The sequence below is a fragment of the Herminiimonas contaminans genome (assembly GCF_015645465.1).
Classification (GTDB): domain Bacteria; phylum Pseudomonadota; class Gammaproteobacteria; order Burkholderiales; family Burkholderiaceae_D; genus Oxalicibacterium; species Oxalicibacterium contaminans.
Window position 1 is genome coordinate 44,251 of record NZ_JADOEL010000018.1, and the last position, 24,905, is coordinate 69,155.

23 protein-coding genes are annotated in these 24,905 nt (G+C 54.3%); 10 read left to right on the forward strand and 13 right to left on the reverse strand.

The window, feature by feature from the left end:
• Positions 1-55: 55 nt before the first annotated feature.
• The gene (gene gatB, locus IXC47_RS16995; RefSeq protein ID WP_195876433.1) at positions 56-1,516 is read left to right on the forward strand and encodes an Asp-tRNA(Asn)/Glu-tRNA(Gln) amidotransferase subunit GatB; all 1,461 of its coding nucleotides are present in this window, start codon (positions 56-58) and stop codon (positions 1,514-1,516) included.
• Positions 1,517-1,581: 65 nt separating this feature from the next.
• On the opposite strand, the gene IXC47_RS17000 is transcribed toward gatB, so the two are convergent.
• The gene (locus IXC47_RS17000) at positions 1,582-2,187 is read right to left on the reverse strand and encodes a DUF4124 domain-containing protein (RefSeq protein ID WP_195876434.1); all 606 of its coding nucleotides are present in this window, start codon (positions 2,185-2,187) and stop codon (positions 1,582-1,584) included.
• A gap of 26 nt (positions 2,188-2,213) precedes the next feature.
• Positions 2,214-2,879 (reverse strand): orotate phosphoribosyltransferase, encoded by a 666-nt coding sequence (gene pyrE, locus IXC47_RS17005; RefSeq protein WP_124573154.1) that lies wholly within the window; start codon positions 2,877-2,879, stop codon positions 2,214-2,216.
• A gap of 195 nt (positions 2,880-3,074) precedes the next feature.
• On the opposite strand from pyrE, the gene IXC47_RS17010 reads away from it, so the two are divergent.
• From IXC47_RS17010 to IXC47_RS17020, 3 genes are all read left to right on the forward strand, one after another.
• Complete coding sequence (locus IXC47_RS17010) at positions 3,075-3,857, forward strand: exodeoxyribonuclease III (protein WP_195876435.1); 783 nt, start codon at positions 3,075-3,077, stop codon at positions 3,855-3,857.
• Between the two features lie 180 nt (positions 3,858-4,037).
• Positions 4,038-5,999 (forward strand): PhoX family protein, encoded by a 1,962-nt coding sequence (locus tag IXC47_RS17015; protein ID WP_195876436.1) that lies wholly within the window; start codon positions 4,038-4,040, stop codon positions 5,997-5,999.
• Positions 6,000-6,154: 155 nt separating this feature from the next.
• Positions 6,155-7,309, forward strand: a complete 1,155-nt coding sequence (locus IXC47_RS17020; RefSeq protein WP_195876437.1) for an MFS transporter — start codon at positions 6,155-6,157, stop codon at positions 7,307-7,309.
• Positions 7,310-7,313: 4 nt separating this feature from the next.
• Here IXC47_RS17020 and opgC read toward each other — a convergent pair whose 3' ends face one another.
• The 4 genes from opgC to IXC47_RS17040 all read right to left on the reverse strand — a co-directional run bounded on the left by opgC (position 7,314) and on the right by IXC47_RS17040 (position 11,401).
• Positions 7,314-8,444: an OpgC domain-containing protein gene (gene opgC / locus IXC47_RS17025; RefSeq protein WP_195876438.1), complete on the reverse strand. Its 1,131-nt coding sequence runs from the start codon at positions 8,442-8,444 to the stop codon at positions 7,314-7,316.
• A 103-nt stretch (positions 8,445-8,547) separates the two neighbouring features.
• Complete coding sequence (locus IXC47_RS17030; RefSeq protein WP_175624242.1) at positions 8,548-9,717, reverse strand: putative sulfate/molybdate transporter; 1,170 nt, start codon at positions 9,715-9,717, stop codon at positions 8,548-8,550.
• 18 nt (positions 9,718-9,735) lie between these two features.
• Positions 9,736-10,764, reverse strand: coding sequence for a DUF6352 family protein (locus tag IXC47_RS17035; RefSeq protein ID WP_195876439.1), 1,029 nt, complete (start codon positions 10,762-10,764; stop codon positions 9,736-9,738).
• Positions 10,765-10,819: 55 nt separating this feature from the next.
• Positions 10,820-11,401: an SAM-dependent methyltransferase gene (locus IXC47_RS17040; RefSeq protein WP_175624244.1), complete on the reverse strand. Its 582-nt coding sequence runs from the start codon at positions 11,399-11,401 to the stop codon at positions 10,820-10,822.
• Between the two features lie 191 nt (positions 11,402-11,592).
• On the opposite strand from IXC47_RS17040, the gene IXC47_RS17045 reads away from it, so the two are divergent.
• Positions 11,593-12,933 carry an AmpG family muropeptide MFS transporter gene (locus tag IXC47_RS17045; RefSeq protein WP_195876440.1) on the forward strand — a complete coding sequence of 447 codons (1,341 nt, stop codon included), beginning with the start codon at positions 11,593-11,595 and terminating at the stop codon, positions 12,931-12,933.
• Positions 12,934-12,936: 3 nt separating this feature from the next.
• Here IXC47_RS17045 and metW read toward each other — a convergent pair whose 3' ends face one another.
• Both metW and metX read right to left on the reverse strand, forming a co-directional pair.
• Positions 12,937-13,542, reverse strand: coding sequence for a methionine biosynthesis protein MetW (metW, locus tag IXC47_RS17050; protein ID WP_175624246.1), 606 nt, complete (start codon positions 13,540-13,542; stop codon positions 12,937-12,939).
• Entirely contained in the window at positions 13,539-14,696 is a 1,158-nt protein-coding gene (gene metX, locus IXC47_RS17055; protein WP_195876441.1) for a homoserine O-succinyltransferase MetX, read from the reverse strand. The genes metW and metX overlap by 4 nt, the downstream gene beginning before the upstream one ends.
• Positions 14,697-15,167: 471 nt before the next feature.
• On the opposite strand from metX, the gene IXC47_RS17060 reads away from it, so the two are divergent.
• The 5 genes from IXC47_RS17060 to IXC47_RS17080 all read left to right on the forward strand — a co-directional run bounded on the left by IXC47_RS17060 (position 15,168) and on the right by IXC47_RS17080 (position 19,782).
• Positions 15,168-16,007: a glycosyltransferase family 2 protein gene (locus IXC47_RS17060; RefSeq protein WP_195876442.1), complete on the forward strand. Its 840-nt coding sequence runs from the start codon at positions 15,168-15,170 to the stop codon at positions 16,005-16,007.
• 12 nt (positions 16,008-16,019) lie between these two features.
• The gene (locus tag IXC47_RS17065; RefSeq protein WP_195876443.1) at positions 16,020-17,315 is read left to right on the forward strand and encodes an O-antigen ligase family protein; all 1,296 of its coding nucleotides are present in this window, start codon (positions 16,020-16,022) and stop codon (positions 17,313-17,315) included.
• Complete coding sequence (locus tag IXC47_RS17070) at positions 17,315-18,286, forward strand: glycosyltransferase (RefSeq protein WP_195876444.1); 972 nt, start codon at positions 17,315-17,317, stop codon at positions 18,284-18,286. Before IXC47_RS17065 ends, IXC47_RS17070 begins: the two co-directional genes overlap by 1 nt.
• 324 nt (positions 18,287-18,610) lie before the next feature.
• Positions 18,611-19,201, forward strand: coding sequence for a chromate transporter (locus tag IXC47_RS17075; protein ID WP_195876445.1), 591 nt, complete (start codon positions 18,611-18,613; stop codon positions 19,199-19,201).
• Positions 19,198-19,782 (forward strand): chromate transporter, encoded by a 585-nt coding sequence (locus IXC47_RS17080; RefSeq protein WP_195876446.1) that lies wholly within the window; start codon positions 19,198-19,200, stop codon positions 19,780-19,782. The genes IXC47_RS17075 and IXC47_RS17080 overlap by 4 nt, the downstream gene beginning before the upstream one ends.
• A 36-nt stretch (positions 19,783-19,818) precedes the next feature.
• On the opposite strand, the gene ptsP is transcribed toward IXC47_RS17080, so the two are convergent.
• The 5 genes from ptsP to gshA form a co-directional block, all read right to left on the reverse strand.
• The gene (gene ptsP / locus IXC47_RS17085) at positions 19,819-21,567 is read right to left on the reverse strand and encodes a phosphoenolpyruvate--protein phosphotransferase (RefSeq protein WP_195876447.1); all 1,749 of its coding nucleotides are present in this window, start codon (positions 21,565-21,567) and stop codon (positions 19,819-19,821) included.
• Positions 21,568-21,648: 81 nt separating this feature from the next.
• Positions 21,649-21,918: an HPr family phosphocarrier protein gene (locus tag IXC47_RS17090; protein WP_175624253.1), complete on the reverse strand. Its 270-nt coding sequence runs from the start codon at positions 21,916-21,918 to the stop codon at positions 21,649-21,651.
• A gap of 24 nt (positions 21,919-21,942) precedes the next feature.
• Entirely contained in the window at positions 21,943-22,350 is a 408-nt protein-coding gene (locus tag IXC47_RS17095; protein WP_175624254.1) for a PTS sugar transporter subunit IIA, read from the reverse strand.
• A gap of 63 nt (positions 22,351-22,413) precedes the next feature.
• Positions 22,414-23,370, reverse strand: a complete 957-nt coding sequence (gene gshB / locus IXC47_RS17100; RefSeq protein WP_195876448.1) for a glutathione synthase — start codon at positions 23,368-23,370, stop codon at positions 22,414-22,416.
• Between the two features lie 143 nt (positions 23,371-23,513).
• On the reverse strand, positions 23,514-24,812 hold the full coding sequence (gshA, locus tag IXC47_RS17105; RefSeq protein ID WP_175624256.1) for a glutamate--cysteine ligase: 1,299 nt from the start codon (positions 24,810-24,812) through the stop codon (positions 23,514-23,516).
• Between the last annotated feature and the right edge of the window lie 93 nt (positions 24,813-24,905).

Here is a 24,905-nt window from a genome sequence, read left to right on the forward strand (position 1 = left end):
GCGAAGAATAATTAATCCGCTCAGTTAATACGCTAACAAGCGAGTAAGGAAATATATGCAGTGGGAAGTGGTAATCGGTCTGGAAACGCACACGCAGTTGACGACCCAGACAAAAATTTTCAGCGGCTCGCCGACCCAGTTCGGCGCTGAACCAAACACGCAAACATCGCCAGTCGACCTGGCCTTGCCAGGTGCATTGCCGGTCATGAATCGTGGCGCAGTTGAACGCGCGATTCAATTCGGTCTCGCCATCGGCGCGACCGTCGCACCGCACTCGGTGTTTGCACGTAAAAACTATTTCTATCCGGATCTGCCGAAGGGTTATCAGATCAGCCAGATGGACCTGCCTATCGTACAAGGCGGCCGCGTTTCCTTCGCGCTCGAAGTCGATGGCAAAACCGAAATCCGCTCGGTACAACTGACACGCGCGCATCTGGAAGAAGACGCAGGCAAATCGCTGCACGAAGACTACCAGGGCATGACCGGCATCGATCTGAACCGTGCTGGCACACCGCTGCTCGAAATCGTTACCGAACCGGATATGCGCAGCGCTGCTGAAGCGGTTGCCTATGCCAAAGCCTTGCACACACTGGTGACCTGGCTCGGCATCTGCGACGGCAATATGCAGGAAGGTTCGTTCCGCTGCGACGCCAACGTCTCAGTGCGTCCGGTCGGCCAAAAAGAATTCGGCACCCGTTGCGAAATCAAAAACCTGAATTCCTTCCGCTTCCTCGAAGACGCGATCAACTACGAAGTGCGTCGCCAGATCGAATTGATCGAAGATGGCGGCCGCGTAGTACAAGCCACCCGCCTGTACGATCCGGACAAAAAAGAAACCCGCGAAATGCGCAGCAAGGAAGACGCACATGACTATCGCTACTTCCCTGATCCTGACTTGCCACCACTGGTCGTCAGCGCTGAGTGGATCGCACGTGTGAAAGCGGCGATGCCTGAATTGCCGGGTGCGATGCGTGAACGCTTTGTACAAGACTACAGCTTGTCGGAATACGATGCCGCCGTACTGACACAATCGAAAGCAATGGCGAACTACTTTGAAGCCGTAGTCGCTGCGGCAGGCAAGGAACAAGCCAAACCTGCTGCCAACTGGTTGATGGGTGACGTCGCATCGACACTGAATCGCGAAGGCATAGAAATAGCCGCCGCACCTGTTGCAGCGGCACAGCTCGCATTGCTGTTGCAGCGCATCGCGGACGGCACGATCTCGAACAAGATTGCGAAAGAAGTATTCGGAGCCATGTGGGAAGCCAAATCGGACAGCGCCAAGCTGGCAGATGACATCATCGAATCCAAAGGCTTGAAGCAAATCTCCGACAGCGGCGCACTGGAAAAACTGGTCGACGATGTATTGGCAGCCAATGCCAAATCGGTCGAAGAATTCCGCGCTGGTAAAGAGCAGGCCATCAATGCACTGATGGGTCAGGCGATGAAAGCCAGCAAGGGCAAAGCCAATCCGGCACAGCTGACTGAATTGCTGAAGAAAAAGCTGACTGCTTAATTCAGTCTACTCATAAAAAACGCGCTCCGTAAAACGAGCGCGTTTTTATTTTGTACAGACATCAATTACGGTGCCAATGCGGTCTTTGTAATCTCGCGATAGCGTCGCAAAGTAAGATCATACTTTTCATTCATCTGCGCCAGCTCAGCCTCGCTGTCCTTGATGTGTTTCTTCAGGTCCTGCACCTTTTGTTGCAGACGATCCTGTTTGGCTTGCATGGCTGGTGAGAGCGCACCTTGTTGCTGTTTCTCCAGGCCGGCAGCCTGTTCTTTTTCGGTACTATGCAAGGCAGCCTTGTACTGCGTGATTTGTATGCTGACGAGGTCAGTGTCACGCTTGCGGGCTGCGGCTATATCGTCTTCGCTGCGATAGCGCGCCGAGAGGGCGCGGTCGCTCCTCTTTTGTTCGGCAGCTGCAGCCTGCTCGGCTTTTATCCGCTCCTGTTGCAATTCCAGTGCGCGCTTTTGCTCGGCGGTGAGTGGTGCTGCATAGTCCTTATGCTTGCTGCCATTGTTGCTGTACTCACGTACCGGACGGTCTGCGCATTCCGGAATCGGGCGGTCGGAGGAGAGTGTTTTACCGGATGCATCCTTGCACATGTAAATCTTTGCCTGTGCACTTGCCACCATCAACATCGAGAGAAAAAACAGTGTCTTGACTGCACCTTTCATTTCACTCCCCGCGGAAAAAAGTCTTGTTATGCCACGCCGTACCTCTTGCGGTAAGCCGCGACAGCTTCTTTGTATTTCGCCTGTTCGGAATCCGCACCGGCATTCGACAGGTATTCAAACAAATCCGACAAATTGCCTATCGACACCACTGGCATGCCGTAGGTATTACTGACTTCCTGCACCGCCGAATGTGCGGACAATGCGTTGTCTGCACCCGAGCGCTCCATACGATCCAGCGCAATCAATACTGCACATGGTGTCGCACCGGCCGCACGTATCATGTCGACCGATTCACGCACCGAGGTACCGGCCGAAATCACGTCGTCGATGATCACGACACGCCCTTGCAACTTGGCGCCCACCATCGTTCCGCCTTCGCCATGATCCTTGGCTTCCTTACGGTTAAACGCAAACGATACGTCGCGTCCCTTGTTCGCTAGCGCCACCGCAGTCGCCGATGCCAGCGTGATGCCTTTGTAGGCCGGGCCAAACAACATATCGAATTCGATACCCGAATCGATCAGGGTTTGTGCATAAAACTCTGCCAGCGTCGCCAGCGTACCGCCCTGGTTAAACAAGCCTGCGTTAAAGAAATAGGGCGATGTGCGACCAGCCTTGGTCACAAACTCGCCGAAACGCAATACGCCGGTTTCAACCGAAAATTTGATGAATTCTTGCCGTAAATTGTTCAAAACGACTCCATAACGGATAAAAGTGACGAAAATTGTCGTTATTTGCTCGACTAAGGCCACATTTTAAAGCGTTATCGGGTCTGCATGCCTGTAAATGCAAAGGATATGCCTGCCCGCAGCCATCGCCGGGGCTGAAGGCAAGCCGCGCGGCTGCGAATCGGTTATCCTGATCGCCTCATTTTTTAGAACGACGCTATGTTGAAAATTGTTTCCGCCAACCTGAATGGCATACGCTCAGCAGCCAAAAAAGGCTTTTTTACCTGGATGGCCAAACACGACGCCGACTTTATCTGTGTGCAGGAGCTGAAGGCCCAGGCACCGGACATGACGCCTGAATTCCTGACGCCACCGGGCTATACCGGCTATTTCCACTATGCCGAGAAGAAAGGCTATTCCGGTGCTGGTGTGTACTGCAAGACCGTACCGGACAATGTGCAGATCGGTTTCGGTTGCGCCGAATTCGACGCCGAAGGCCGCTATGTGCAATGCGATTTTGGCAAGTTGAGCGTGATTTCGGTGTATTGCCCATCCGGCTCATCCGGTGAAGAACGACAACAGGCCAAATTCCGCTTCATGGATGTATTCCTGCCGCACTTGCTGGAACTGAAAGCACAAGGACGCGACTTTGTAATCTGCGGCGACTGGAATATCGCGCACAATGAAATCGACCTGAAGAATTTCAAAGGCAATCGCAAGAACTCCGGCTTCCTGCCAGAGGAACGTGCATGGCTGTCGCGTGTATTTGATGAAGTTGAGCTGGTCGATGCATATCGTCGCCTGCATCCAAACACCACTGACGAGTGCTACACATGGTGGAGCAACCGCGGCCAGGCATATGCAAAGAACGTAGGCTGGCGTATTGATTACCAAGTAGCAACACCGGCACTGGCAGAGACCGCACGTAGCGCCGCAATCTATAAAGATGAACGCTTCAGCGATCACGCGCCGTTGACGATCGATTACGACTGGAAACAGTGATGACATGACCGCTTTTCACGAAGCGGTCATAAAGCATTTTTATAATCCCCGACTACGCGGGGGATCGCACGACAATTTCCTAAGACTCATTTCAACCCTCTCCATACATGCGGATAGTGTTGACAGGGGTTAAGCTTGCGGCCACCGGCGCATCGCAACTCAACCATCCTGGAAATAGCCATGTCCGATCAGCCACATCCATCACGTCGTCAAGCTCTTAAATTCCTCGCCAGCGCACCTTTATTGCCGCTGGGCGCATCATCCGCTTTCCTGACTGCCTGCAGCACAGCTGCTCCATCCGCCGCCAAAGAATACGTCGCCACCAGCTTCACGCCTATGGCGGCGCCATCGCTGGCTGATGCAGTCGCGATGGCCACTACTACAGTCGGCTCCACCCTGAATGTGCACTACGGTGACAACTCGGTACAGAGCTATCGCCTCGCTTATCAACCTTTCTTCATCACCGGCCAAGCAGTACCGGATGGCAAGGGTGGCACTGTCATCAGCGGTGGCTACTACGACATCAATAACAAGCCCATCATCGATCGTTCGGTCGCGGGCAAGGAAAGACAATTTTTCTCTGACTCGCCGGACGGCACTTCGCTGCTCGCGTTGCCAAATGCGAACGTCGCCAACATCAAAGGCAAGGCCGTGTTCGGCGTCGTGCAGTTTGAATACACCACACGCGACCAGGCGGGTGCAGTCAGCGGCAAGAACAATGCATACGGCACCTTGCCATCACCGATAGCGGTACTGACACTCGACCAGGATCAAAGCAACGGCAAACTCTCGCTGGTCAAATATCACAACGTTGATACCTCCTCGGTACATGGCTTGTGGATCACTTGCGGTGCCAGCCTGTCGCCGTGGAACACGCATCTGTCGAGTGAAGAGTACGAGCCCGATGCGCAATTCATCAACGACAGTCCGTTCTTCAAAACTTTCAGCAAGAATTTGTTTGGCGATGAAAACAAAGCCAATCCCTACCACTATGGCCATCTGCCAGAAATAACAGTGCATGCAGATGGCAGCGGCAGCATCAAGAAGCATTTTTGCCTCGGCCGCATCTCGCACGAACTGATACAAGTGATGCCGGACAATCGCACGGTATTGATGGGCGATGACTACACCAATGGTGGCTTGTTCATGTTCGTCGCTGACAAGGAGAAAGACCTGTCAGCCGGTACCTTGTATGTCGCCAAAGTCGGCGCAGGTTTCTCGGTCGATCCGGCTGCACCTGGCGCAGCACTGAGCTGGATTAAATTGGGTCATGCCAGCAGCGCAGAAATCGAAAAGCTGGCGAACACCTTGAAACCGTCCGACATCATGCACAGCGTCAAAGCTGATCCGAACGACGCCAGCTATACCAAGCTGTATGCCGATGGCATTGCGAATTGGGTCAAACTGAAACCAGCCATGGAAAAGGCCGCCGCCTTCCTCGAAACGCATCGCTACGCCAATCTGGTCGGTGCCAGCATGGGCTTCACCAAGATGGAAGGGACAACTGTCAACATCAAGGACAAGATCGCCTACTCTGCCTTGCAAAACATCCAGAACTCGATGGTGAAAAACGATCCAGCATGGAATCCTGCAAGCAACATCAGCGTCAACAAGGCTATCGTGGCTGGCGGCGTATACGCGCACAAACTGACCGGTGGACAACGCGATACCAGCGACACAGCGATAGTCAGCGAGTGGGTACCAGTACAAACCCGTGCCCTGCTAATTGGTGAAGACATCGCTGCAGATGCATTAGGCAATCTGGCCAATCCGGACAAGATCGCGAATCCGGACAACCTGAAGTTCTCCGAAAAGATGCGCACGCTCTTCATCGGTGAAGACAGCAGCACACACGTCAACAACTTCCTGTGGGCCTACAACGTAGACACTAAAAAACTGGCGCGCATCATGTCCGTACCAGCAGGTGCCGAATCCACCGGTCTGCACGCGGTTGATGAAATCAATGGCTGGACTTACATCATGAGCAACTTCCAGCACGCTGGTGACTGGAGTGGCAAATTGCACAGCAAGGTCAAAGACAAGCTGGATCCCTTGATCAAGGCTAACTACAACGACAGATTCAGCGCGGCAGTTGGTTACCTGACAGCAGATCCTATGCAGCCCAAGCTATCCAAAGCTTGAGCCCGATTGGGATAAGTAGTCTTGCATAAATAACAGGCGCTGCTATTGCGCCTGTTTCTACATCTGCCGCACGCGATCCGTCCGAACACAATACAATTCAGCATTGCGTGCAAACGCAAGCATCCTGCTTGGTTCCGCTTAGTTCTTCTTATTCGATGTCCACTGAATCCCTTTCATCTGCCGCACCCCGCTTTGCCCGTTTGGGTTCTGCTGCCACGCCCTTTCTCTTCATACTGCTGGGTGTGATCTATGCATCCTGGGCAGCACGCATACCGGCGATCCGCGATGCCTTGCAATTGAATCCGGCGCAACTGGGTATGGTCTTGCTGGGCGGCGGTTTTGGCGCAGTCGCTTCGTTCCCGCTGGCGGCATGGCTAGTCGGGCGCTTCGGCGGCCGACGCGCGGCATGGTATTCAGGACTCGCACTCATCATCGTATTGCCCGCATTGGCACTGGCACCCAGCATGACGTGGCTGGTGATCGTCGCAGTGGCACTGGGTGCAGGCTCCGGTTGCTTCGATGTTGCGATTAACGCGATCGGCACCGAGCAGGAAAAACAGGCGGGGCGTTCGACCATGTCGTTGCTGCATGCGTGGTTCAGTGTGGGCGCTGTCAGCGGTGCCTTGTTCGGCAGCCTGATGGCAGGCATAGGGATTACACCCACCGCCCACTTCATCATTACCGCACTTGCATTGCTCCTGCCCTTGTACCTCGCTTATCAGGCATTACCTGCGGATCAGATAGAACATGTCAGCAGCAAACAATACTTTGCGATTGCGCATGGCCCGCTAGTGGCACTCGGCATCATCGGTTTCTGTGGCGCAGTGGCAGAAGGTTCGATCGCCGACTGGAGCGGCGTCTTCATGAAGGATCGCATGGGTGCGCATGACGGCGTGGCACCTCTGGCTTACGCCGGTTTCGCGGCACTGATGCTGGCCGCACGCCTGGTGTGCGATCGTTTCAAGGACAGATACGGCGCACGACGTGTGGTTGCGGTCGGCGCTTCATTCGCTGCATGCGGCATCTTTATTGCCGTCGCGGCTATCAACATTCCACTGACCATATTCGGCTTCGCCATGGCAGGTGCTGGCTTCGCTTCCGTCTTTCCGTTTGTCTTCAGCTCGGCCGGACGACATGGTGCTACCGCATTGGCGGCAGTCGCCACGTTCAGTTACAGCGGCGGTCTGATCGGCCCGCCAGTAATCGGCTTCCTGGCACAGGGGTGGGGCATGCAAGTTGCGCTCGGCCTGATCGGCATCATGGCGATTGCGATTGCGATCTCAGCCAGCCGCGCACGCTGGCTCGAATAGTTCATCAACGTCTGGATACTCGCTGTCGGTTCCTGAAGCGCGAAGAAGCGGCAGCCGACAGATACAGCAAGACCAGTCCGCCACTCAGCAAGATCTCATCCATCCAGTCGAAACGTTCATCGAATGCATCGCCGATGATGGCGAGTGTGAGCAACACCAAAATCAGATGCGCACAGAACACCGGCAATGACGCAGCGCCCATCGTTTCCAGAAATTTAAAGCGAGGAAGGTCTACACGTTTGGCACTGCCTATGTGCATGACGATTACCAGCAGTGCCATAAAATTAAGCAGACGCAATGGCCCGAGGTGCCATTTATCCAGCCACAGATTCAGTGTTTCATTGCCGGGGAACGGTATCTGCCCGACCGCATGACGCCAGACGAAAAACATGAGCGCCAGTACGACAGCAGTCCAAACCAGACATGGTGCAAATGCCTTACGTCGTTGCAAAACACCGTTTGCATCGAGCGAACCCAGCCATAAACCAAATACCCACAACAATTGCCAGGCAAAGGTTTCGAAAGATCCGGTCTCACGGAATGGAACCGGCAAACCGGTGACTGCAACCAGCATGCTGTACAGAAACGAAGACAGGCCGAACTGCGTAGCCAGCCACAAGGCTATGCTCACGATAAAGATGCCACGCCAGCCATGTCGCATGCCATGCGCGAGTATCCACGGACTGATCAGCAGCAACATCACATACAGCGGCAGGATGTCCAGCAAGGGCGGGTTGTAAATCAATAACATGCCACCCAGCAAACCAGTCAGCGGATTTTCCAGATAATAGCCAATCAGGTTTTTCAGGCCGGGCTGATCGAACTTCAATCCTAATGCCGCAATCAGGGTAAACAGCAGGAGCAGGCAAGTGACGTGACAGGCGTAAACCGTCAGCGTGCGTCTGAAGAAAGCCCGGCGCATGGCATCCACACCATCACGTAAGGCCTTGCTGGTGTAGATCATGCCCGCCATGAAAGCAGACAACATGACAAAGCCTTCCGCCGCTGACACATAGCCTAGCGTCTGTCCGAAGCCGATACTGAAACGGGTAGGCAGGTGGGTGGAAAACATCATGACCAACATCAAGCCGCGCAAGGCATCGAGCTGCCAGCGGCGCTGTATTACAGTATTCATGGATAAGCAGCGGGCATATGCTGGCAAGTAACAGCAATACCCTGTTCGTTCAGGCAAGAACGACGGTAGACCTATGTATGCAACAAAGGTTCGTGCGGATTGTTTACATCCGCATACGACCGCGTTGCTGCAGGTGATGCAGGACCACGCCGACCACGAAGCCAGCACCGACATTCCACATGCACAAGGCGGCGGTCAGCAGCACCACGACGCGGGCGCCACGATCCACCGGAAAGACGCTGCTACCCAGCGCCAATTGCGCACCGGTAAGAAACAGAATGACACCCAGCACCGCTGTGGGAAACAGCTTGAACAGCACTTCCACTGAATCGCTGAAGAAAAATGCCAGCACCAGCAACACTGTACCCAGGATGACTACCGCGCCACCGGTTCGCGCACCGAATGCAATATGTCCGGCCATACCACCTGCACCATGGCACATGGGCACACCACCGACCGATGCACTGAACAAATTCATGAAACCGGTTGAGATCGATACGCTGCGCTCGGTTACGGGTCGATGCGGAAACAAGCGGTTATTTTCTTCCTTAATGGCGATCACGGCATTGCCCAGGGTCAAAGGAATTTGCGGCAATGCGAGCAAAACCGCACCCACAAAGAATTGATTCCATGACAGATCAGTCAGGGCGAATGTTGGCAGATGAAAACCTATATTGCTTAGTGCCAGTGCGGTCAGCAATTCCGGATTTTGTACTACGCCGACTGCGGCACCAAAGGCCAGCAAGACAAACATGGCGGGGATCTTCTTATTCCCCATCAACAGCAAGGTGCCGCTACCACCTATTACCGCAATCAGCCAATCGGTCTGCATCATCGTCACGCCTTGCAACATGAAGCCAAAGCCCAGGCCGAACACGATACCGATGATGACCGGTGGCGGCACTAATCGCGCCACGCGCGAGACCAGGCCCGTCACGCCGAGCAATAGCCAGATGACACCTGTCACCAGCGTTGCACTATATACTGCGGCCGGAGTCACCACGGCAGTCTGCACCGCCTGCAAAGCCGCGACTGCGCCTATGGCTTTCATAGGCTGCACCGGGAATGGCGTTTTGTAATACAGCCCGCACACCAGCATGCAAACGCCGAATGCAAACAACACGCCAAACGGATTCATTTTCAGCACGCCAATATAAGCAGCGATGAACGGAATCAGCGTACCCAGATCACCAAAAGCACCAGCCCACTCCATGCGGTCATAGCGATTATGCGGTGCGCTGTCGGTCAGCGGCGTATTACTGGATGCGCTCATATAGCCGGTCGATGCAAATCAGGAGATTGATGCCAGCGGCAGGTTCAACAATAGATTTTGCGGCTTGATGCGCAACAACTCTTCTGCATTCATCGCACAAGCCATATACACAGGACGACCAGCGACATCAGCACGAACCACGGCCGGATCAACGAAGTCGAGCTGGAACAGCGACAGGATGCGGCGATTGCGCTCCTCTTCCAATTCTACCCCTGCATACAAATCATTCAGGATAGCGCTGGCTTCTGCATCCAAACCTATATGCCAGGCCCAGTGCTTGGCTTCAATCGCACGCAAAGGTCGCACGACTACAGAAACACCGTAGAAATGCTGTATCCATTTTTCGACCACGCGACAAAATGCAGTTAAAGCGGCACGACCATAGGCAAAGCTGATGACCGTATCGTGTCGTTCATTGCGCGCCCAATAGGTCTCGGCGTTTTCCTGATCCAGTACATCCAGCTCGACACGACGTGGTTTGGTATTGGCTTCTATCAGCAAGCGACCAATATCACCGTAATTGCCACCCGTCGCGTGCAATTCGACGGTGTCGGCATCGGCCAGCATCACGGCACCATTTTCTATCGCCACTTTTTGTTTGCGGAAAAACAGTTCGGCAGCTCGCACTTGCAAGGCTTCTTCGCTGCCATCCAGCATGCCCTGCACGATCAACTGCGTCAGTTGATCAATGAAAACCGGCGGCACATTGATACTGCCCGCACGGAACAGATCGAGATACGCCGCTTCCAGCGTCGGTGCTGCCAGCAAGCGATCACGCCATGCCAGCAGGATGCGATAGTTATCCTGCGCATCAGGATCCTGCAAGGCGCTGATCTCTGCGTCCGTGACAACACGACGCGGCTCGGCCAGCAAAGCGGCATGCAATGCACGTTCTTGCGCACAGGATTCATCTATCGGCGCCACTTCCGGCCGGTGCCACCAGGCACGCAACAGCTCATCGCTTAAGAGCAAGCGACCGTCGACATCACGCCGAGTCAGTTGGTAGCCGGAATGCGGCCAGAAGTTCTGCCGGAACGGGGCCGCCATTATTTACATACCCTCAGATCGTCTGTCGTCAGCTCACAGTGCACACGGCTCTCCATTACAACAAATCATCCGGCGGCTCATCGCCGGCCAATACGCCATAGTTGAACGGCAAACCTTCACCCTTGCGGATCAACTCATCGGCCGTTTCATACACATTGGGGCAACCCGTTTCCGCAATCAGTGCCTGCACAATGGCGACTTTCCAGGCGTCGACACCTGCTGACTGGAATTCGCAAATCAGGTAACCCTTCTGGTCACCATACCAGTCCACCAGCAAACCCGACAATTCATCTTCATCGCCAATTACCAATGGCAAACGCTTGGCCGCACCGACCCGCTTGCCCTTGGCTGCGGCGACACGTTTTTGGATGGCAGCCTTGACGCGACGTTTGATCAGCGCATGATCGACCGGTTGCGCCTCATCGAAAGTCCAGACGCGTGCCTGGATCTGGGATTTCGGTGCATGCGCGGCGCGCGCCAGGAATTTACCGGACGACGAGCGCACCAGCGCGGTTGCACCCTGCTTCATGCGTTCCGCCGGCTTGCCATCAACGCGCTCGACTGCAGATGCATAAATCCATGGCTGGCGTGCGAGCAGGCTTTTTTCTTTGCCTTGTTTAATGGTGATGATCAGCATAGGAATAATTGCAGCGGTATAGGGAAGGCTCCCATGATAAACCGTCGTTAGCCGTTACAGCGGAAAAACACCGTCATCCCCGCATTCTGGCGACAGGTATCGCTGCATCGCTTGCTGCCCGGGCACTCTTGTGTCAGCATCTCAGCCTGTTGGCGCAGTGGCGCCACTCCCTTCAATCAAGGTAAGAAAAGATGATTTTTCGCAACAGCGATGTAGCCCGGCGTTCATGGTCAGACACGTTCAAGGTCTATCTCGAAACCGCCACCTTGCGCATGCTGTTGCTGGGATTTTCTGCCGGTTTGCCCCTTATGCTGGTACTCGGCACACTCAGCTTCTGGTTGCGCGAGGCTGGCATCGATCGCAGCACCATCGGTTACCTGAGCTGGGTCGGCCTGGCCTATGCCTTCAAATGGGTATGGGCACCTCTGGTCGACCGCGTACCGATCCCGCTGCTGACCCGCTGGATGGGACGTCGCCGTAGCTGGCTGCTGCTGTCGCAACTGGCGATCATGGCCGGACTGGTCGGCATGGCGCTGAATGACCCACATGTCGCGCTGGAACCGGTGGTCTGGTGCGCGCTCATGGTGGCCTTCGGCTCCGCCACACAAGATATTTCCCTCGACGCGTTCCGTATTGAATCGGCGGATACCGACCGCCAGGCAGCGCTGGCTGCCAGCTACCAGACCGGCTATCGCCTCGCGATGATCTGGGCCGGTGCCGGTGTCCTGTGGATCGCAGCACGCGCAGAAGTAGTCGGCAACGGCAGTTACCAGCCGGGCGCCTGGCGCGTAGCCTACTTCGCGATGGCAGTTTCCATGCTGGTTGGTGTCATCACTGTATTGTTCTCCGCTGAACCGGCGCGGCGCATCCTGCCACCAGCCAAGAATGTTGCAGCATGGCTGGATGATGTATTGATAGGGCCGTTCCGCGAATTCATCGTGCGCTACCGCTGGCAGGCACTACTGATCCTGGCTCTGATCGCCACTTACCGCATCAGCGATGTGGTGATGGGCATTATGGCGAATCCGTTTTATGTGGATATGGGATACAGCAAGGATGAGGTTGCGGCCGTCACCAAGATCTTCGGCATCATCATGACGCTGGTGGGCGCTTTCATAGGCGGGGCATTGTCGATGCGCTTTGGCATGATGCGCATACTGGCGTTGGGTGCGATCCTGAGCTCTGCCAGCAATCTGTTGTTTGTCTGGCTCTCCGGCCACGGCCATGATGTGCAGGCGCTGGTGCTGGTGATTTCAGCTGACAACCTGGCCAGCGGCATCGCCAGTGCGGCCTTCATTGCCTATCTGTCCAGCCTGACCAATATCAGTTACTCGGCCACGCAATATGCCTTGTTCAGTTCGATGATGTTGCTACTGCCGAAATTCATTGCCGGTTATTCCGGTGCATATGTCGATAGCTTTGGCTATGCCAGCTTCTTCACTGGTACCGCCTTGCTTGGCTTACCGGTCATCGTCCTGCTGTGGTTTGCGTCGCGCACAGCACCAAAAACCACAACATCGCAGGACAGTTAAGCCTTATTGTTTTTTCCGCAGGCGGAAGACGGCAAGGCTGCCGCGCCAGTTACGCATAAAGCTGACTGGTTCGCCTTCACTCAAGGCGACGCATTCAACGACCTCCAGCCCGACTTCATTCGCCAGTTCTTCAAAGTCATTGATGGTCGCGCAACGCAGGTTGGGCGTGTCATACCATTCGTAAGGCAGGCTTTTCGATACCGGCATGCGCCCGCGCAGCAAGGCAATCCGATGCGGCCAGTAGGCAAAGTTAGGGAAAGATACGATAGCCTCACGACCGACACGCGAGATGTCACGCAGCACGCCTTCGACATCCTTCATCATCTGCAAGGCAGACAGGCACAAGACCGTATCGAATGCATTATCGGCAAAAATCGCCAGACCTGCTTCCAGATCGCGCTGGATCACGGAGACACCTCGGTCGATACAAAGTGGAATTTCCTTGTCGTCGATCTCTATGCCATAGCCGCTGCATTGCTTGTCTGATTGCAGGTAGTCCAGCATAACGCCATCGCCGCAACCCAGATCCAGCACCTTGGTGCCAGGATTGATCCAGTGTGCGATGAACGCGAGGTCGGGACGCAGGGCGCTTAATTGTTGGAAGTTCATGCGCTTGCTCCTGCTTTCAGACTACCGCCATCAATTTCTTCATACGCCCGTGCAAAGTAAGAACGCACTACATTCATATAACGCTGATCGTCGAGCAGGAAAGCGTCATGCCCGTGCGGCGCATCGATCTCGGCATAGGTGACAGTGCGATTATTGTTAACCAGAGCCTGCACCATTTCATGGCTACGCTCAGGCGAGAAACGCCAGTCTGTCGTGAACGACACCAGCAGGAACTTCGCACGTGTGCGTTCCAGGGTCTTGGTCAGGTCGCCACCGAAATCCTTGGCCGGATCAAAGTAATCCAGCGCTTTGGTAATCAGCAAGTACGTATTCGCATCGAAGTAAGTCGAGAACTTGTCGCCCTGATAGCGCAGGTAAGACTCAATCTCGAAGTCAATACCGAAACCGAACTGATACGAACCGGAGCGCAAGTCACGGCCAAACTTGGCCGCCATATCGTCATCCGACAAATAAGTGATGTGACCCAGCATGCGCGCCACGCGCAAGCCATTCTTGGGTACCACCCCGTGCGCATAGAAATCACCGCCATGATAATCAGGGTCGGTCAGGATCGCTTGCCGCGCTACGTCATCGAAAGCGATGTTTTGTGCGGTCAGTTTCGGCGTGGAGGCGATCACCACACAATGACGCAAACGTTCCGGAAACAGAATGCTCCAGGCCAGCGCCTGCATGCCGCCCAGCGAACCGCCCATCACAGCTGCAAATTGCTTGATACCCAATTCATCGGCCAGGCGCGCCTGCGACTGTACCCAGTCCTCCACTGTCACGACCGGGAAATGCGCACCGTACTGTTTGCCGGTCGCCGGATTGATATGCATAGGGCCGGTAGAGCCAAAGCAGGAGCCGAGGTTGTTGACACCTATGACAAAGTATTTATTCGTATCCAGCGGCTTGCCCGGTCCGACCATATTGTCCCACCAGCCGGTAGTACCCGCGTCTTCGCTATAGGTACCCGCCACATGGTGCGAAGCATTCAGCGCGTGGCAAACCAGCACCGCGTTGGAACGGTCGGCATTCAGCGTGCCGTAGGTTTCATACACCAGCGTGTAGTCGGTAATTTCCGCGCCGCTCTGCAAGGGCAGCGGCTTCGCGAAAAACATGGATTGCGGTGCAACGATTCCGATTGAGGTCATGTTATCTATTCAGGAGAAGGGCGCGCAGCTACGGCACTGGTTTCTCTGGCATTACAAAAAAACAAAAGCCCGAAAGCGATCCGCTTATCGGGCTAAATTCGAGACTCAGTTGCGAGCACGCTTTAGCCGTATTTATTATGCGCCCGCAAGCTGATGTCAAATCGGCGCAATGCCATAAGAATAAACAAGTCGCCCCGCTCCGTCAAACGGGAGGCGATTCCCTAAAACGGAAAACAAAACCAACATCCCGCAACATTCACTGCAATAATGGCTGGATCTATACCAAGACTGACACAAATATAATGGCAAGAATGCAACATAGTGTTTCATTCCTGCAGTCCAATAGCCCTATAATCACGGGCACTTCAGGATACTAGGCGCTATCTATAGGTCAACCGCCTACCTGATAATGTGACGACATTAGTCACCTGCTGGCCAGTAACGAATTTTGGATCGAAATAGGTTAATTGCATGGAAAACAAAACAGCGCTGCATGCTATTCCGGCCGGGAATAGACAAAACGACAAAGCGCATGCGACCCCAACTCTGACGATCGCCATACTTACCAAGAACGAGGCACATCGCATTGCGGCCTGCTTGCAAAGCGCCTCATTTGCGGACCAATGCATCGTAGTTGACAGCGGCAGCACGGATAACACACGTGAAATTGCCCAGGCTGCGGGTGCTGAAGTATTTAACTATCCGGATTGGCAGGGCTTTGCCTTGCAACGTAACCGCCTGATCAAGCACTCGACTTGCGACTACATCTTTTTCCTTGATGCAGATGAAGTCATTACGCCCGAACTACGAATGGAATTACAGGCGGTCGTCCAATCCGGCGTACGCGCAGTATGGAAAATCCAATGGCGCATGGTGGCTTTTGGCCATGAACTGAAATACTTCCGTTCGCAATCCAAGGTAGAACGCATGTTCCGTCGGGACATGTTGCAAGAATACGTAGGCGTAGTACATGAACAAGCCGTGCTCACCGTTGAACCTACGCCCCGCCTGGTGCTAAAAGCACGTCTGCTGCATCACTCACGTGAAACCGTATATGGAAGCCTGGAGAAACTTGCACAGTACTCCATGCTCGGTGCAGCCAAGCGAGCCGAAAAAGGCAAGCGTGGAGGCGTATTGCGTGGCCTGGCTTCCGGCATGTCCATGTTTTTGCGGCTATATATAGGTCAACTGGGTTTCCTCTGCGGTGGCGCAGGCTTCCTTTACTGTTTCTTTGTAGGACTCGAGGGTTTCTTCCGCTACGCAGCACTTGAGTACGATCGCGATACATTGCGTACCGATGTCGTTCGTTGATCAAGACTGCGCATGAGTATTCACACCCACGATTCTCGCAATCCTCATTTCTTTAAAAATGCCAGCTTTTACATATTGGCAGGGCTCATCGCGTTAGGACCATTAAATTCCAAGATACTTGGGGCTGCATGGTTATTCTTTTGGGTCTTTGGATTCTGGATTGCATTTAAAACACGCAACACGCCATCACATACAAGTTCCATCGCAGCTACGGTAACCTCAACCTGGTTCAAAAGCTGCGTTCTGGCATTGGCACTGACAGGTATTTGCATACTCCTTTCGCGACAAGGAAGCGATACACTCAATGCTCCACTGCGGATACTTTTAGCCGCCACAGCTGCATTTTTTCTGGCTCGTCGAGGCGCAATATCTTCTTATCTGCGCCGCATCTTATTGCATGCTATCGCTCTGGCTTGCCTGTTGGCTTTTGCATGGACAGTTTTCCTGACGTTTCAAGACCCGAGTGTGGTCGTCAGAAACTCTCTGGCAACCAATGCCATTCCATGGGCGGTAGTCATCAGCTTCTACACTGCCTTGTTACTGCCGGCTGCACTCTCCGAACAAGATTCTATGGTTCGGCGTCGGCTGTGGCTTTTTGGTGCCGGCTGCGGCATAGGAGCGATATTGCTATCGCAGTCCCGCGGTGCCTTCCTGATTATTCCATGGTGCTGCCTGGTATACGCTTGGTTCTGGTATCGCAATGGTACGCACCATGCCAGCATCCACCGTGCGTTCTTGATGTTGTTCGGGGCAGTCGCCATTGTGCTGGCCAGTGCCTGGTTCATGCCTGGCGACGTGTTGCGCATGCATCAGGCAGTACATGACATAAGCGAGGCCCGGACAAGCGAAAACTACAATACATCCATGGGCGCGCGACTCTATCTTTGGGGGATGGCAGTAGAAGGTATACGCGAATCACCCTGGATAGGTATAGGCAGCATCGAACGCATGCGACGTATCAAACATGCAGGCGAAGGAGAAAGCGCAGAAGTACAGGCAAAATTGCATGAAGTTCGTTCGCTCGGCCACGTCCATAACCAGTATCTGCATAGTGCGCTGGATGGTGGCGTAATAGGACTCGCATCGTTCCTGGCACTCCTGATAGGCATGGCAGTCGCCATTTTCCACATGCGACGAACGGCACCCATCGCGGCATGGCAATTGGGTGGTGTGCTTTTCATGCATGCAACGGCCAGCCTGACCAATGTGAATTTTGCGCATAATTACTATGCAACAGCCCTTGCGCTGGCAGTGGTACTGCCACTGCTCACGGCCTCCCATAACGCGACCAAGACAAGAAGTTCCTGATGCATATATTAATCATCAATCGCAGCCCCATACCGGTATACGCCTATGGCGGCACGGAACGTGTGATTTGGGATCTGGGGCGCGCACTGGTAAGAGCGGGGCACCGCGTCAGCTATTTGGTTCCATCTGGTTCACATTGTGATTTCGCACCTGTAATACCACTGCGGGAAGACCTTTCCTGGGAACAGCAAATCCCTGATGGAATTGACATCGTGCATTTTCAATTCAATCCGGGCGTCACTATCAATGCGCCACATTTGATGACACAGCACGGCAATTCACAGGAAAACGTCCCGCTGCCACTCAATACCGTTTTTGTATCGCGCAATCATGCACAACGCCACGGCTCCGAAGCGTTTGTCTACAACGGGCTGGACTGGTCAGGCTATGGCAATGTGGACTGGCAACAAAGCCGCGACTATTTCCATTTCCTGGGGAAGGCGGCATGGCGCGTCAAGAATGTACAGGGCGCCATCGATGTAACGGGTGATGCGGGAGTGCCCTTGGCCGTGCTGGGTGGCGATAGGCTGAACCTGAAACGCGGCTTTCGCTATACCTGGTCGCGTCGTGTTTCTTTCCATGGCATGGTGGGCGGCGCAGAAAAATTCCGTTTGCTTAACGGATCACGTGGTTTGGTGTTTCCGGTTTTATGGCACGAGCCATTTGGCCTGGCGGTCATTGAGAGCATGTATTTCGGCGCGCCCGTATTCGCCACGCCATATGGTGCATTACCGGAAATCGTCACGCCGGAATGCGGTGTGCTTGCAGCAAGCCGCACGACACTGGCAGAAGGGGTCGCCTCCGGCAAGTTTGATCCACAGGCTAGTCACGCCCGAGCACTTGCTTTCAATGCAGATACGATGGCCGCCGATTACCTCGCGGTCTATAAGAAGATATGTGGCGGAGCAAGCCTGCACACTACTCCACCCGTATTGCAAGGCGAAATCAAGCACTTGCCCTGGACGAAATAAGCCGCGAACTAAACCAGCCTGGCTTTAGATTAGAAAAAGTATCGAAGAAAGCGCCAGTGAAATGGCAATAAACATCGTCTTGCCCGGATGTTTTTCTATGAGATAGTTCATACGCTGGGAGGTGAAATTTCGGCAAAGCGCAGTGTAAGGTAGCGCAGACCTTACGCCTATCCCATAAATGTGGGTACTTCTCTCAAAAGTACACAATTCCTGGACCTATACTGTCGACTGCCTGCACGCTTGATTTGCTACAAATCACCCGATCATCCCGAGTTTCATTAACATTTCCTCCTAATCCTCGTCATTTGAATGAAAGAAGTATTCATGGACAGTAAGAGCATCAGGGTCGAGCACATCTCACCGAATTCCGGTCCCAAATCCCTCGCTGATCTCTTTTTCTCCTTCACGCTACTCGCACTACAAGGTTTCGGCGGTGTTCTAGCCATCGTCCAACGCGAATTGGTGGAAAAGAAGAAATGGCTGACGCCGGAACAGTTCGTCGAAGACTGGGCGGTCGCGCAAATCATGCCGGGACCGAATGTCGTGAATATGTCCATCATCGTCGGTGGTCGTCACTTTGGCTTGCCCGGTGCGATGGCGGCGCTCAGTGGCATGCTCTTGCTGCCCTTGATGCTAATACTGACGATCGCAATTATCTACGCACCGTTCGCGCATTATCCGCCGGTGGTCGATGCCTTGCGCGCGATGGGTGCCGTTGCTGCCGGCCTGATACTCGCCACCGGCGTCAAACTGGCACGCGCCTTGAAAAACAATCCGCTCGGACCACGCTTGTGCATCTTGCTCGGCGCACTTTGCTTCAGTGGTGTCGCGCTATTACGCCTGCCTTTGGCTTATCCATTGTTTGGCCTGGGTCTGGTCAGCTGTATGTTCGCGTACAGAAAGCTGGCTCCGTGAGCACGACCTTGCACCTATCCTTGCAAACCAATGATTGGTTGCAGCTGTTTCTGCACTATGTATCCCTATCCCTGCTCTCACTCGGCGGTGCGATTGCAGCGGCACCGGAGATGCATCGCTTCCTGGTAGATGAACAGCATTGGCTGACCGACGCACAGTTCAGCACATCGATCACGATCGCGCAGACAGCTCCCGGCCCGAATGTATTATTCGTCGCGCTGATGGGGTGGAATATAGGTTTGAATGCAGGTGATATGAGCACCGGATTGCTAGGCATGGCGCTCTGCATGGTCGGGATACTGCTGCCCAGTACTACCTTTACTTATCTGGCGACACGCTGGGTGCATCGTAATCGTGAATTGCGTTCCGTGCGCGCATTCAAACTGGGAATGGCACCTGTGGTGGTTGGTTTGGTGTTTGCAACCGGCTGGATACTTGCCAGCGCACATAGCCAGCCATCTGAAGACTGGCCGCTGTGGTTGATTACGGTTGTCACCATGTTGCTGATGCTGAATACGCGCATCCACATCCTGTGGCTGCTGGCAGCGGGTGCCTTGATTGGTGCTCTGGGCTGGATATAAAGAAAACGGGCAGTCGCAACTGCCCGTGTACGTGGATTACAAAGCCCGCAGTTTTTCTACCGCTTCACTGATCACTTTCGGCTCGAAGAGTCGGGCAATTTTTTTCGTTACTGGCTCGAGCACGGTCAGGTCGCTGTTGAGGATTTCATTCTTCACCGCCAGCAACTGCGATGGATGCATCGAAAATTCACGCAAACCCATACCCAGCAAGAGACGCGTCATACTCGTATCGCCCGCCATTTCGCCGCATACCGAAATCGGCACACCTGCTTTAGCCGCAATGGCAATCGTGCTCGACAACAGATACAAGACAGCAGGATGCAAGGGATTGTACAGATGTGCGACTTCATGATCGACGCGATCTATCGCCAGCGTGTACTGGATCAAGTCATTGGTACCCAGCGACAGGAAGTCCATGCGCTTGATGAATAAAGGCAGGGTCAATGCTGCGGCGGGGATTTCGATCATCGCACCGACCGGAAGCTCCGGATCGAATTTGATTTTTTCTTCGCGTAACTGCTTCTTGGCCTGCTCTATCATCAACAGGGTCTGATCGATTTCAAATGCATGTGCCAGCATGGGCACCAGCAGTTTGACCGGACCAAAAGCTGATGCGCGCAAGATCGCTCGCAGCTGAGTCAGGAACATTTGCGGTTCAGACAGGCAGAAGCGGATAGCGCGCAAACCCAGCGCCGGATTCAGTGCAGTCTGCTCAGCAAAGTCGAGCGGTTTGTCAGCGCCGATGTCCAGTGTACGTATCGTGACCGGACGCCCTTTCATCGCGATGACAGCACGTTTATAGGATTCGAATTGTTCGTCTTCCGATGGCAGTTGATTCGCGTGGCCGGTGCGGCCCATGAAGAGGAACTCGGAACGGAACAAACCGATACCGTGCGCGCCCGCATCCATCGCGTGTGCGCAGTCATCCGGAAATTCGATGTTCGCCAGCAGGGTGATCGGTGTGCCATCCAGAGTCAGCGATGGCGTTTTTTTCAGCTTACCCAGTTTCTTGCGATCACGTATCTGGCGCGCCTGCTTCTCGCGATACTGATCCAGCACCACCGGCGTCGGATCAACCACAACCACACCGGCATCACCATCAATGATCAGCCAGTCTCCTTGCACGATCAGCTCGGATGCGTTCGAGACACCGACTGTCGCCGGGATATCCAGGCTGCGTGCAACGATGGCGGTATGTGAGTTTTGTCCGCCGACGTCAGTGATGAAACCACTAAAGGCGCGATTACGGAATTGCAGCATATCGGCTGGCGAGATATCGTGCGCGACGACGATCATGCTGGCACTACCTTCACTGCCATCCGACTTCGGCAAAAGATTGGCGCTGCCGGTCAATACCTTGAGCACGCGCTCGCCGACTTGCTGGATGTCGGCACGACGCTCGCGCAGGTAAGGATCTTCGATTTCTTCAAATTGCGCAGACAGTTCTTCGATCTGCGTGACCAACGCCCATTCAGCGTTGTAATAGCGCGAGCGAATAATCTCCAGTGGCATTTCCGAAATCATCGGATCTGAAAGTATCAATGCATGCACATCGATAAATGCGCCAAGCTCGGCAGGTGCATCCTGCGGCAGCTCATTCCAGATGGCCTGTAACTCTGCGTGGACCGCAGCGATGGCTGATTGCAGGCGCGATACTTCGGCTTCGACCTGGTCGTCGGCAATGAGGTAATGCTGTACGTCGAGCGCTGCCGGCGCAAGCAGATGTGCGCGGCCGATTGCTATGCCGCGCGATACTGGAATGCCGTGTAGCGTGAATGAAGTCATCGGTTCGGTCCGAAGCTAGGGAGCAACAAAATGGAAATAAGGCCACTCTGTGCAAGCAAGGTGCTTGCCAAGTGTATCGGCTTATTCGCCTTCGCCGAATTTATCCTGTATTAGCAGCTCGAGCGCATTAAAACACTCTTGCTCATCCGGACCATTGGTTTCCAGCGTCACCTTGGCACCCTTGCCAGCTGCCAGCATCATCACGCCCATGATGGACTTGGCATTGACGCGGCGTTTGTTGCGCGTCATCCAGACTTCGCTTTTGTATTTCGCTGCCAGCTGTGTGAGTTTGGCTGATGCGCGTGCATGCAAGCCGAGTTTGTTGATAATTTCGATTTCTTGTTCGATCATTTTTCTTATAGATTTGGGTTCAAATTAATTCGGCGAAAGTCGTACGCGGTTGTCTACCCTGACCGCGCCGCCCTGGCCACCCGCCAGCGCCATTTCCACTACTACATCCAGTGTATCTTGCCGATACGTAATTGCGCGCAACAGCATAGGCAAACTGATACCTGCAATGACGGCGACATTGTCGACATTGCACAAACCCAAAGTACAGTTGGACGGCGTACCGCCCATGACATCTGTAATCACCAGCACACCGGAGCCATCATCCAGACCGGCAATGGCTTTTTTTGCCAGGCGCTCAACTTCGCCTGTGTCCTGATCAGCGTTGACATCAACTGCGTCAAGGCGCTCCGGACGCGTGCGGAATACATGAGTCGCAGCCGAGATGAAGGCTTGTCCCAGCGGCGCATGCGTCAATAACAAAATACCGACCATCTATTTAATCCGAACCTTTTTCACGCCGGAATTTACCCGGCAAGCGCAAATTCTATCAATTACTCAGGAATTCCAGCTTGCTACGTTCTTTTCCAGTGCATCAATAAACATTCCGGCAACATCAAAGCCGGTTTGCTGCTTGATTTCCTGGAAGCAAGTAGGGCTGGTCACATTTAATTCAGTCATGTAACTACCAATTGCGTCCAATCCTACCAGTAACAAGCCTCTTTTTAGCAAAAGTGGCGCCAAAGCCTCACCGATTTCACGGTCGCGCGCCGAAATTTCACGCGCCACGCCGATGCCACCTACCGCCAGGTTACCGCGTATTTCCGACCCTTGCGGAATGCGCGCCAGGCAGTACGGCACAACTTGTTCGCCGATCAACAGGATGCGCTTGTCGCCATCGGTGATTTCCGGAATGTAACGCTGCACCATGATGGTACGCCTGCCATTATCGGACAGGGTTTCGATGATGGAACCCAGGTTCAGCGCATCGTCCTTGACGCGGAAGATCCCCGCACCACCCATGCCGTCCAGCGGCTTGAGGATGATGTCGCGATGCTCTTCATGGAAGGCACGCACCCGCGTCGCATCTGCGGTGACCAGCGTCGGCGCGATGTATTGGGGAAATTGGGCAATCGCCAGTTTTTCATTGAAGCTGCGGATGGCTTCCGGCTTGTTGAAGACGCGCGCGCCTTGTTGCTGCGCCAGCTCCAGCAAATAAGTCGCGTAGATGTATTCCATATTGAATGGCGGATCGGTACGCTCAAGGATGGCATCAAAGCCGGTCAGCTCCTGCGCCACTGGCGCCTCCTGGCGATACCAGTCTTCCTGTCCGCCATCGGTCAGGATTACACGCGAGATATTGGCGACGACCTTGCCGCCTTCGAACGCCATATCCTTGTGCTGGAAGACAAAGATGCTATGTCCACGCCGGGCCGCTTCGGCCATCATTGCGTAAGTAGAGTCCTTGTAGATCTTGAAACCAGCGAGCGGATCCGCGGCAAAGGCTATTTTCATTCAACACATCCTGAAAAGCGCGCTGCCCGATTGCGGCGGGCAAGCATGTTATTGGTAGGCACTGCAAAGGGCTTAATTGTGACACCAAGTCGGATTTTTCACCGAAAGTGAAATCGCCACCGGTGAGGGTGGCGATTCGGGTCTTAATATACTTCCGGATTGGGGTCGGTTTTCTCCATCTCCAGCGATGCTGCCAGCAACGCCAGGCGCGCCACCACGCCGTACATATAGAAGCGGTTAGGCGCGACAGTACCCGGTTTGGCCTGGTAATCCGGCAATGCGTGCTGGTGGGCAAATGCCAACGGTACAAAGTGTGCACCCGGCGCATTCAGGTTTTCATGATTGCCACGCTCGGAATGGACGCGATAGAAACCGCCAACCACATAACGATCTATCATGTACACCACCGGCTCAGCGACCGATTCGTTGATACGTTCGAACGTCGGCACACCTTCCTGCAGAATGACATCTGTCACTTCCAGGCCATCTTTCACCACCGCCATCTTGTTGCGCTGCTTGCGGTTCAGGTCCTTGACCTCGCTCGCATCGTGCACGGTCATGATGCCCATGCCGTAAGTACCGGCATCGGCCTTGATGATCACAAACGGTTTTTCCTTGATACCGTATTCCTTGTACTTTTTGCGCATCTTGGCCAGCAGGGTGTCGACATTCGACGCCAGGCAATCTTCGCCGGTATTGTCATTGAAGTTGATGCCTTCGCATTTCATGAAGAATGGATTCAGCATCCATGGATCGACATCAATCAGCTTGGCGAATTTTTTGACCACTTCGTCATAGGCGGCAAAGTGATTGGTCTTGCGTCGCACCGCCCAGCCTGCGTGCAAAGGCGGCAGCAGGTTTTGCTCGTTCACGTTTTCCAGTATCGCCGGCAAGCCGGATGACAGGTCATTGTTGAGCAGGATGGTGCAAGGATCGAAGTTTTTCAGGCCGACGCGGCGACCATTCTGCGAACGTTCCAGCGGTTCCAGCGTCAGTGTGGTTCCGTCCGGCAGTTCGATCGGCGTCGGTCCGGTCACATCCGGTGACAGCGAGCCGAGGCGCACATTCAAACCGGTCTGACGGAAGATCTGCATCAGACGCGCGACGTTCTGCAGGTAGAAGGTATTGCGGGTATGGCCTTCCGGTACCAGCAGCAGATTCTTGGCATCCGGACAATATTTCTCGATAGCCGCCATCGCCGCCTGCACCGCCAGTGGCAGCATTTCCGGTGAAAGGTTGTTAAAACCACCAGGAAACAGATTGGTATCGACTGGTGCCAGCTTGAAACCGGCATTGCGCAAATCGACTGAGCAGTAGAACGGCGGGGTATGTTCTTGCCACTCCAGCCTGAACCAGCGCTCAATGGCAGGGGTAGCGGTCAGGATTTTCTTTTCAAGGTCGAGCAGCGGACCGTTCAAAGCCGTGACGAGATGCGGAACCATATAAACCTTATGTGCTGAAACTATCGTTAATTGAAGCTGATTCTAACGGGAAATGCCGCTTGCGTCGTCCGCATTGCAGGCGGATTTGCTCAA

Coding starts and splice junctions, on each gene's coding strand:
- gatB (WP_195876433.1), top strand. CDS start 56: ATGCAGTGGGAAGTGGTAATCGGTCTGGAAACGCACACGCAGTTGACG.
- IXC47_RS17000 (WP_195876434.1), bottom strand. CDS start 2,187: ATGAAAGGTGCAGTCAAGACACTGTTTTTTCTCTCGATGTTGATGGTG.
- IXC47_RS17010 (WP_195876435.1), top strand. CDS start 3,075: ATGTTGAAAATTGTTTCCGCCAACCTGAATGGCATACGCTCAGCAGCC.
- IXC47_RS17015 (WP_195876436.1), top strand. CDS start 4,038: ATGTCCGATCAGCCACATCCATCACGTCGTCAAGCTCTTAAATTCCTC.
- IXC47_RS17020 (WP_195876437.1), top strand. CDS start 6,155: ATGTCCACTGAATCCCTTTCATCTGCCGCACCCCGCTTTGCCCGTTTG.
- opgC (WP_195876438.1), bottom strand. CDS start 8,444: ATGAATACTGTAATACAGCGCCGCTGGCAGCTCGATGCCTTGCGCGGC.
- IXC47_RS17030 (WP_175624242.1), bottom strand. CDS start 9,717: ATGAGCGCATCCAGTAATACGCCGCTGACCGACAGCGCACCGCATAAT.
- IXC47_RS17035 (WP_195876439.1), bottom strand. CDS start 10,764: ATGGCGGCCCCGTTCCGGCAGAACTTCTGGCCGCATTCCGGCTACCAA.
- IXC47_RS17040 (WP_175624244.1), bottom strand. CDS start 11,401: ATGCTGATCATCACCATTAAACAAGGCAAAGAAAAAAGCCTGCTCGCA.
- IXC47_RS17045 (WP_195876440.1), top strand. CDS start 11,593: ATGATTTTTCGCAACAGCGATGTAGCCCGGCGTTCATGGTCAGACACG.
- metW (WP_175624246.1), bottom strand. CDS start 13,542: ATGAACTTCCAACAATTAAGCGCCCTGCGTCCCGACCTCGCGTTCATC.
- metX (WP_195876441.1), bottom strand. CDS start 14,696: ATGACCTCAATCGGAATCGTTGCACCGCAATCCATGTTTTTCGCGAAG.
- IXC47_RS17060 (WP_195876442.1), top strand. CDS start 15,168: ATGGAAAACAAAACAGCGCTGCATGCTATTCCGGCCGGGAATAGACAA.
- IXC47_RS17065 (WP_195876443.1), top strand. CDS start 16,020: ATGAGTATTCACACCCACGATTCTCGCAATCCTCATTTCTTTAAAAAT.
- IXC47_RS17070 (WP_195876444.1), top strand. CDS start 17,315: ATGCATATATTAATCATCAATCGCAGCCCCATACCGGTATACGCCTAT.
- IXC47_RS17075 (WP_195876445.1), top strand. CDS start 18,611: ATGGACAGTAAGAGCATCAGGGTCGAGCACATCTCACCGAATTCCGGT.
- ptsP (WP_195876447.1), bottom strand. CDS start 21,567: ATGACTTCATTCACGCTACACGGCATTCCAGTATCGCGCGGCATAGCA.
- IXC47_RS17090 (WP_175624253.1), bottom strand. CDS start 21,918: ATGATCGAACAAGAAATCGAAATTATCAACAAACTCGGCTTGCATGCA.
- IXC47_RS17095 (WP_175624254.1), bottom strand. CDS start 22,350: ATGGTCGGTATTTTGTTATTGACGCATGCGCCGCTGGGACAAGCCTTC.
- gshB (WP_195876448.1), bottom strand. CDS start 23,370: ATGAAAATAGCCTTTGCCGCGGATCCGCTCGCTGGTTTCAAGATCTAC.
- gshA (WP_175624256.1), bottom strand. CDS start 24,812: ATGGTTCCGCATCTCGTCACGGCTTTGAACGGTCCGCTGCTCGACCTT.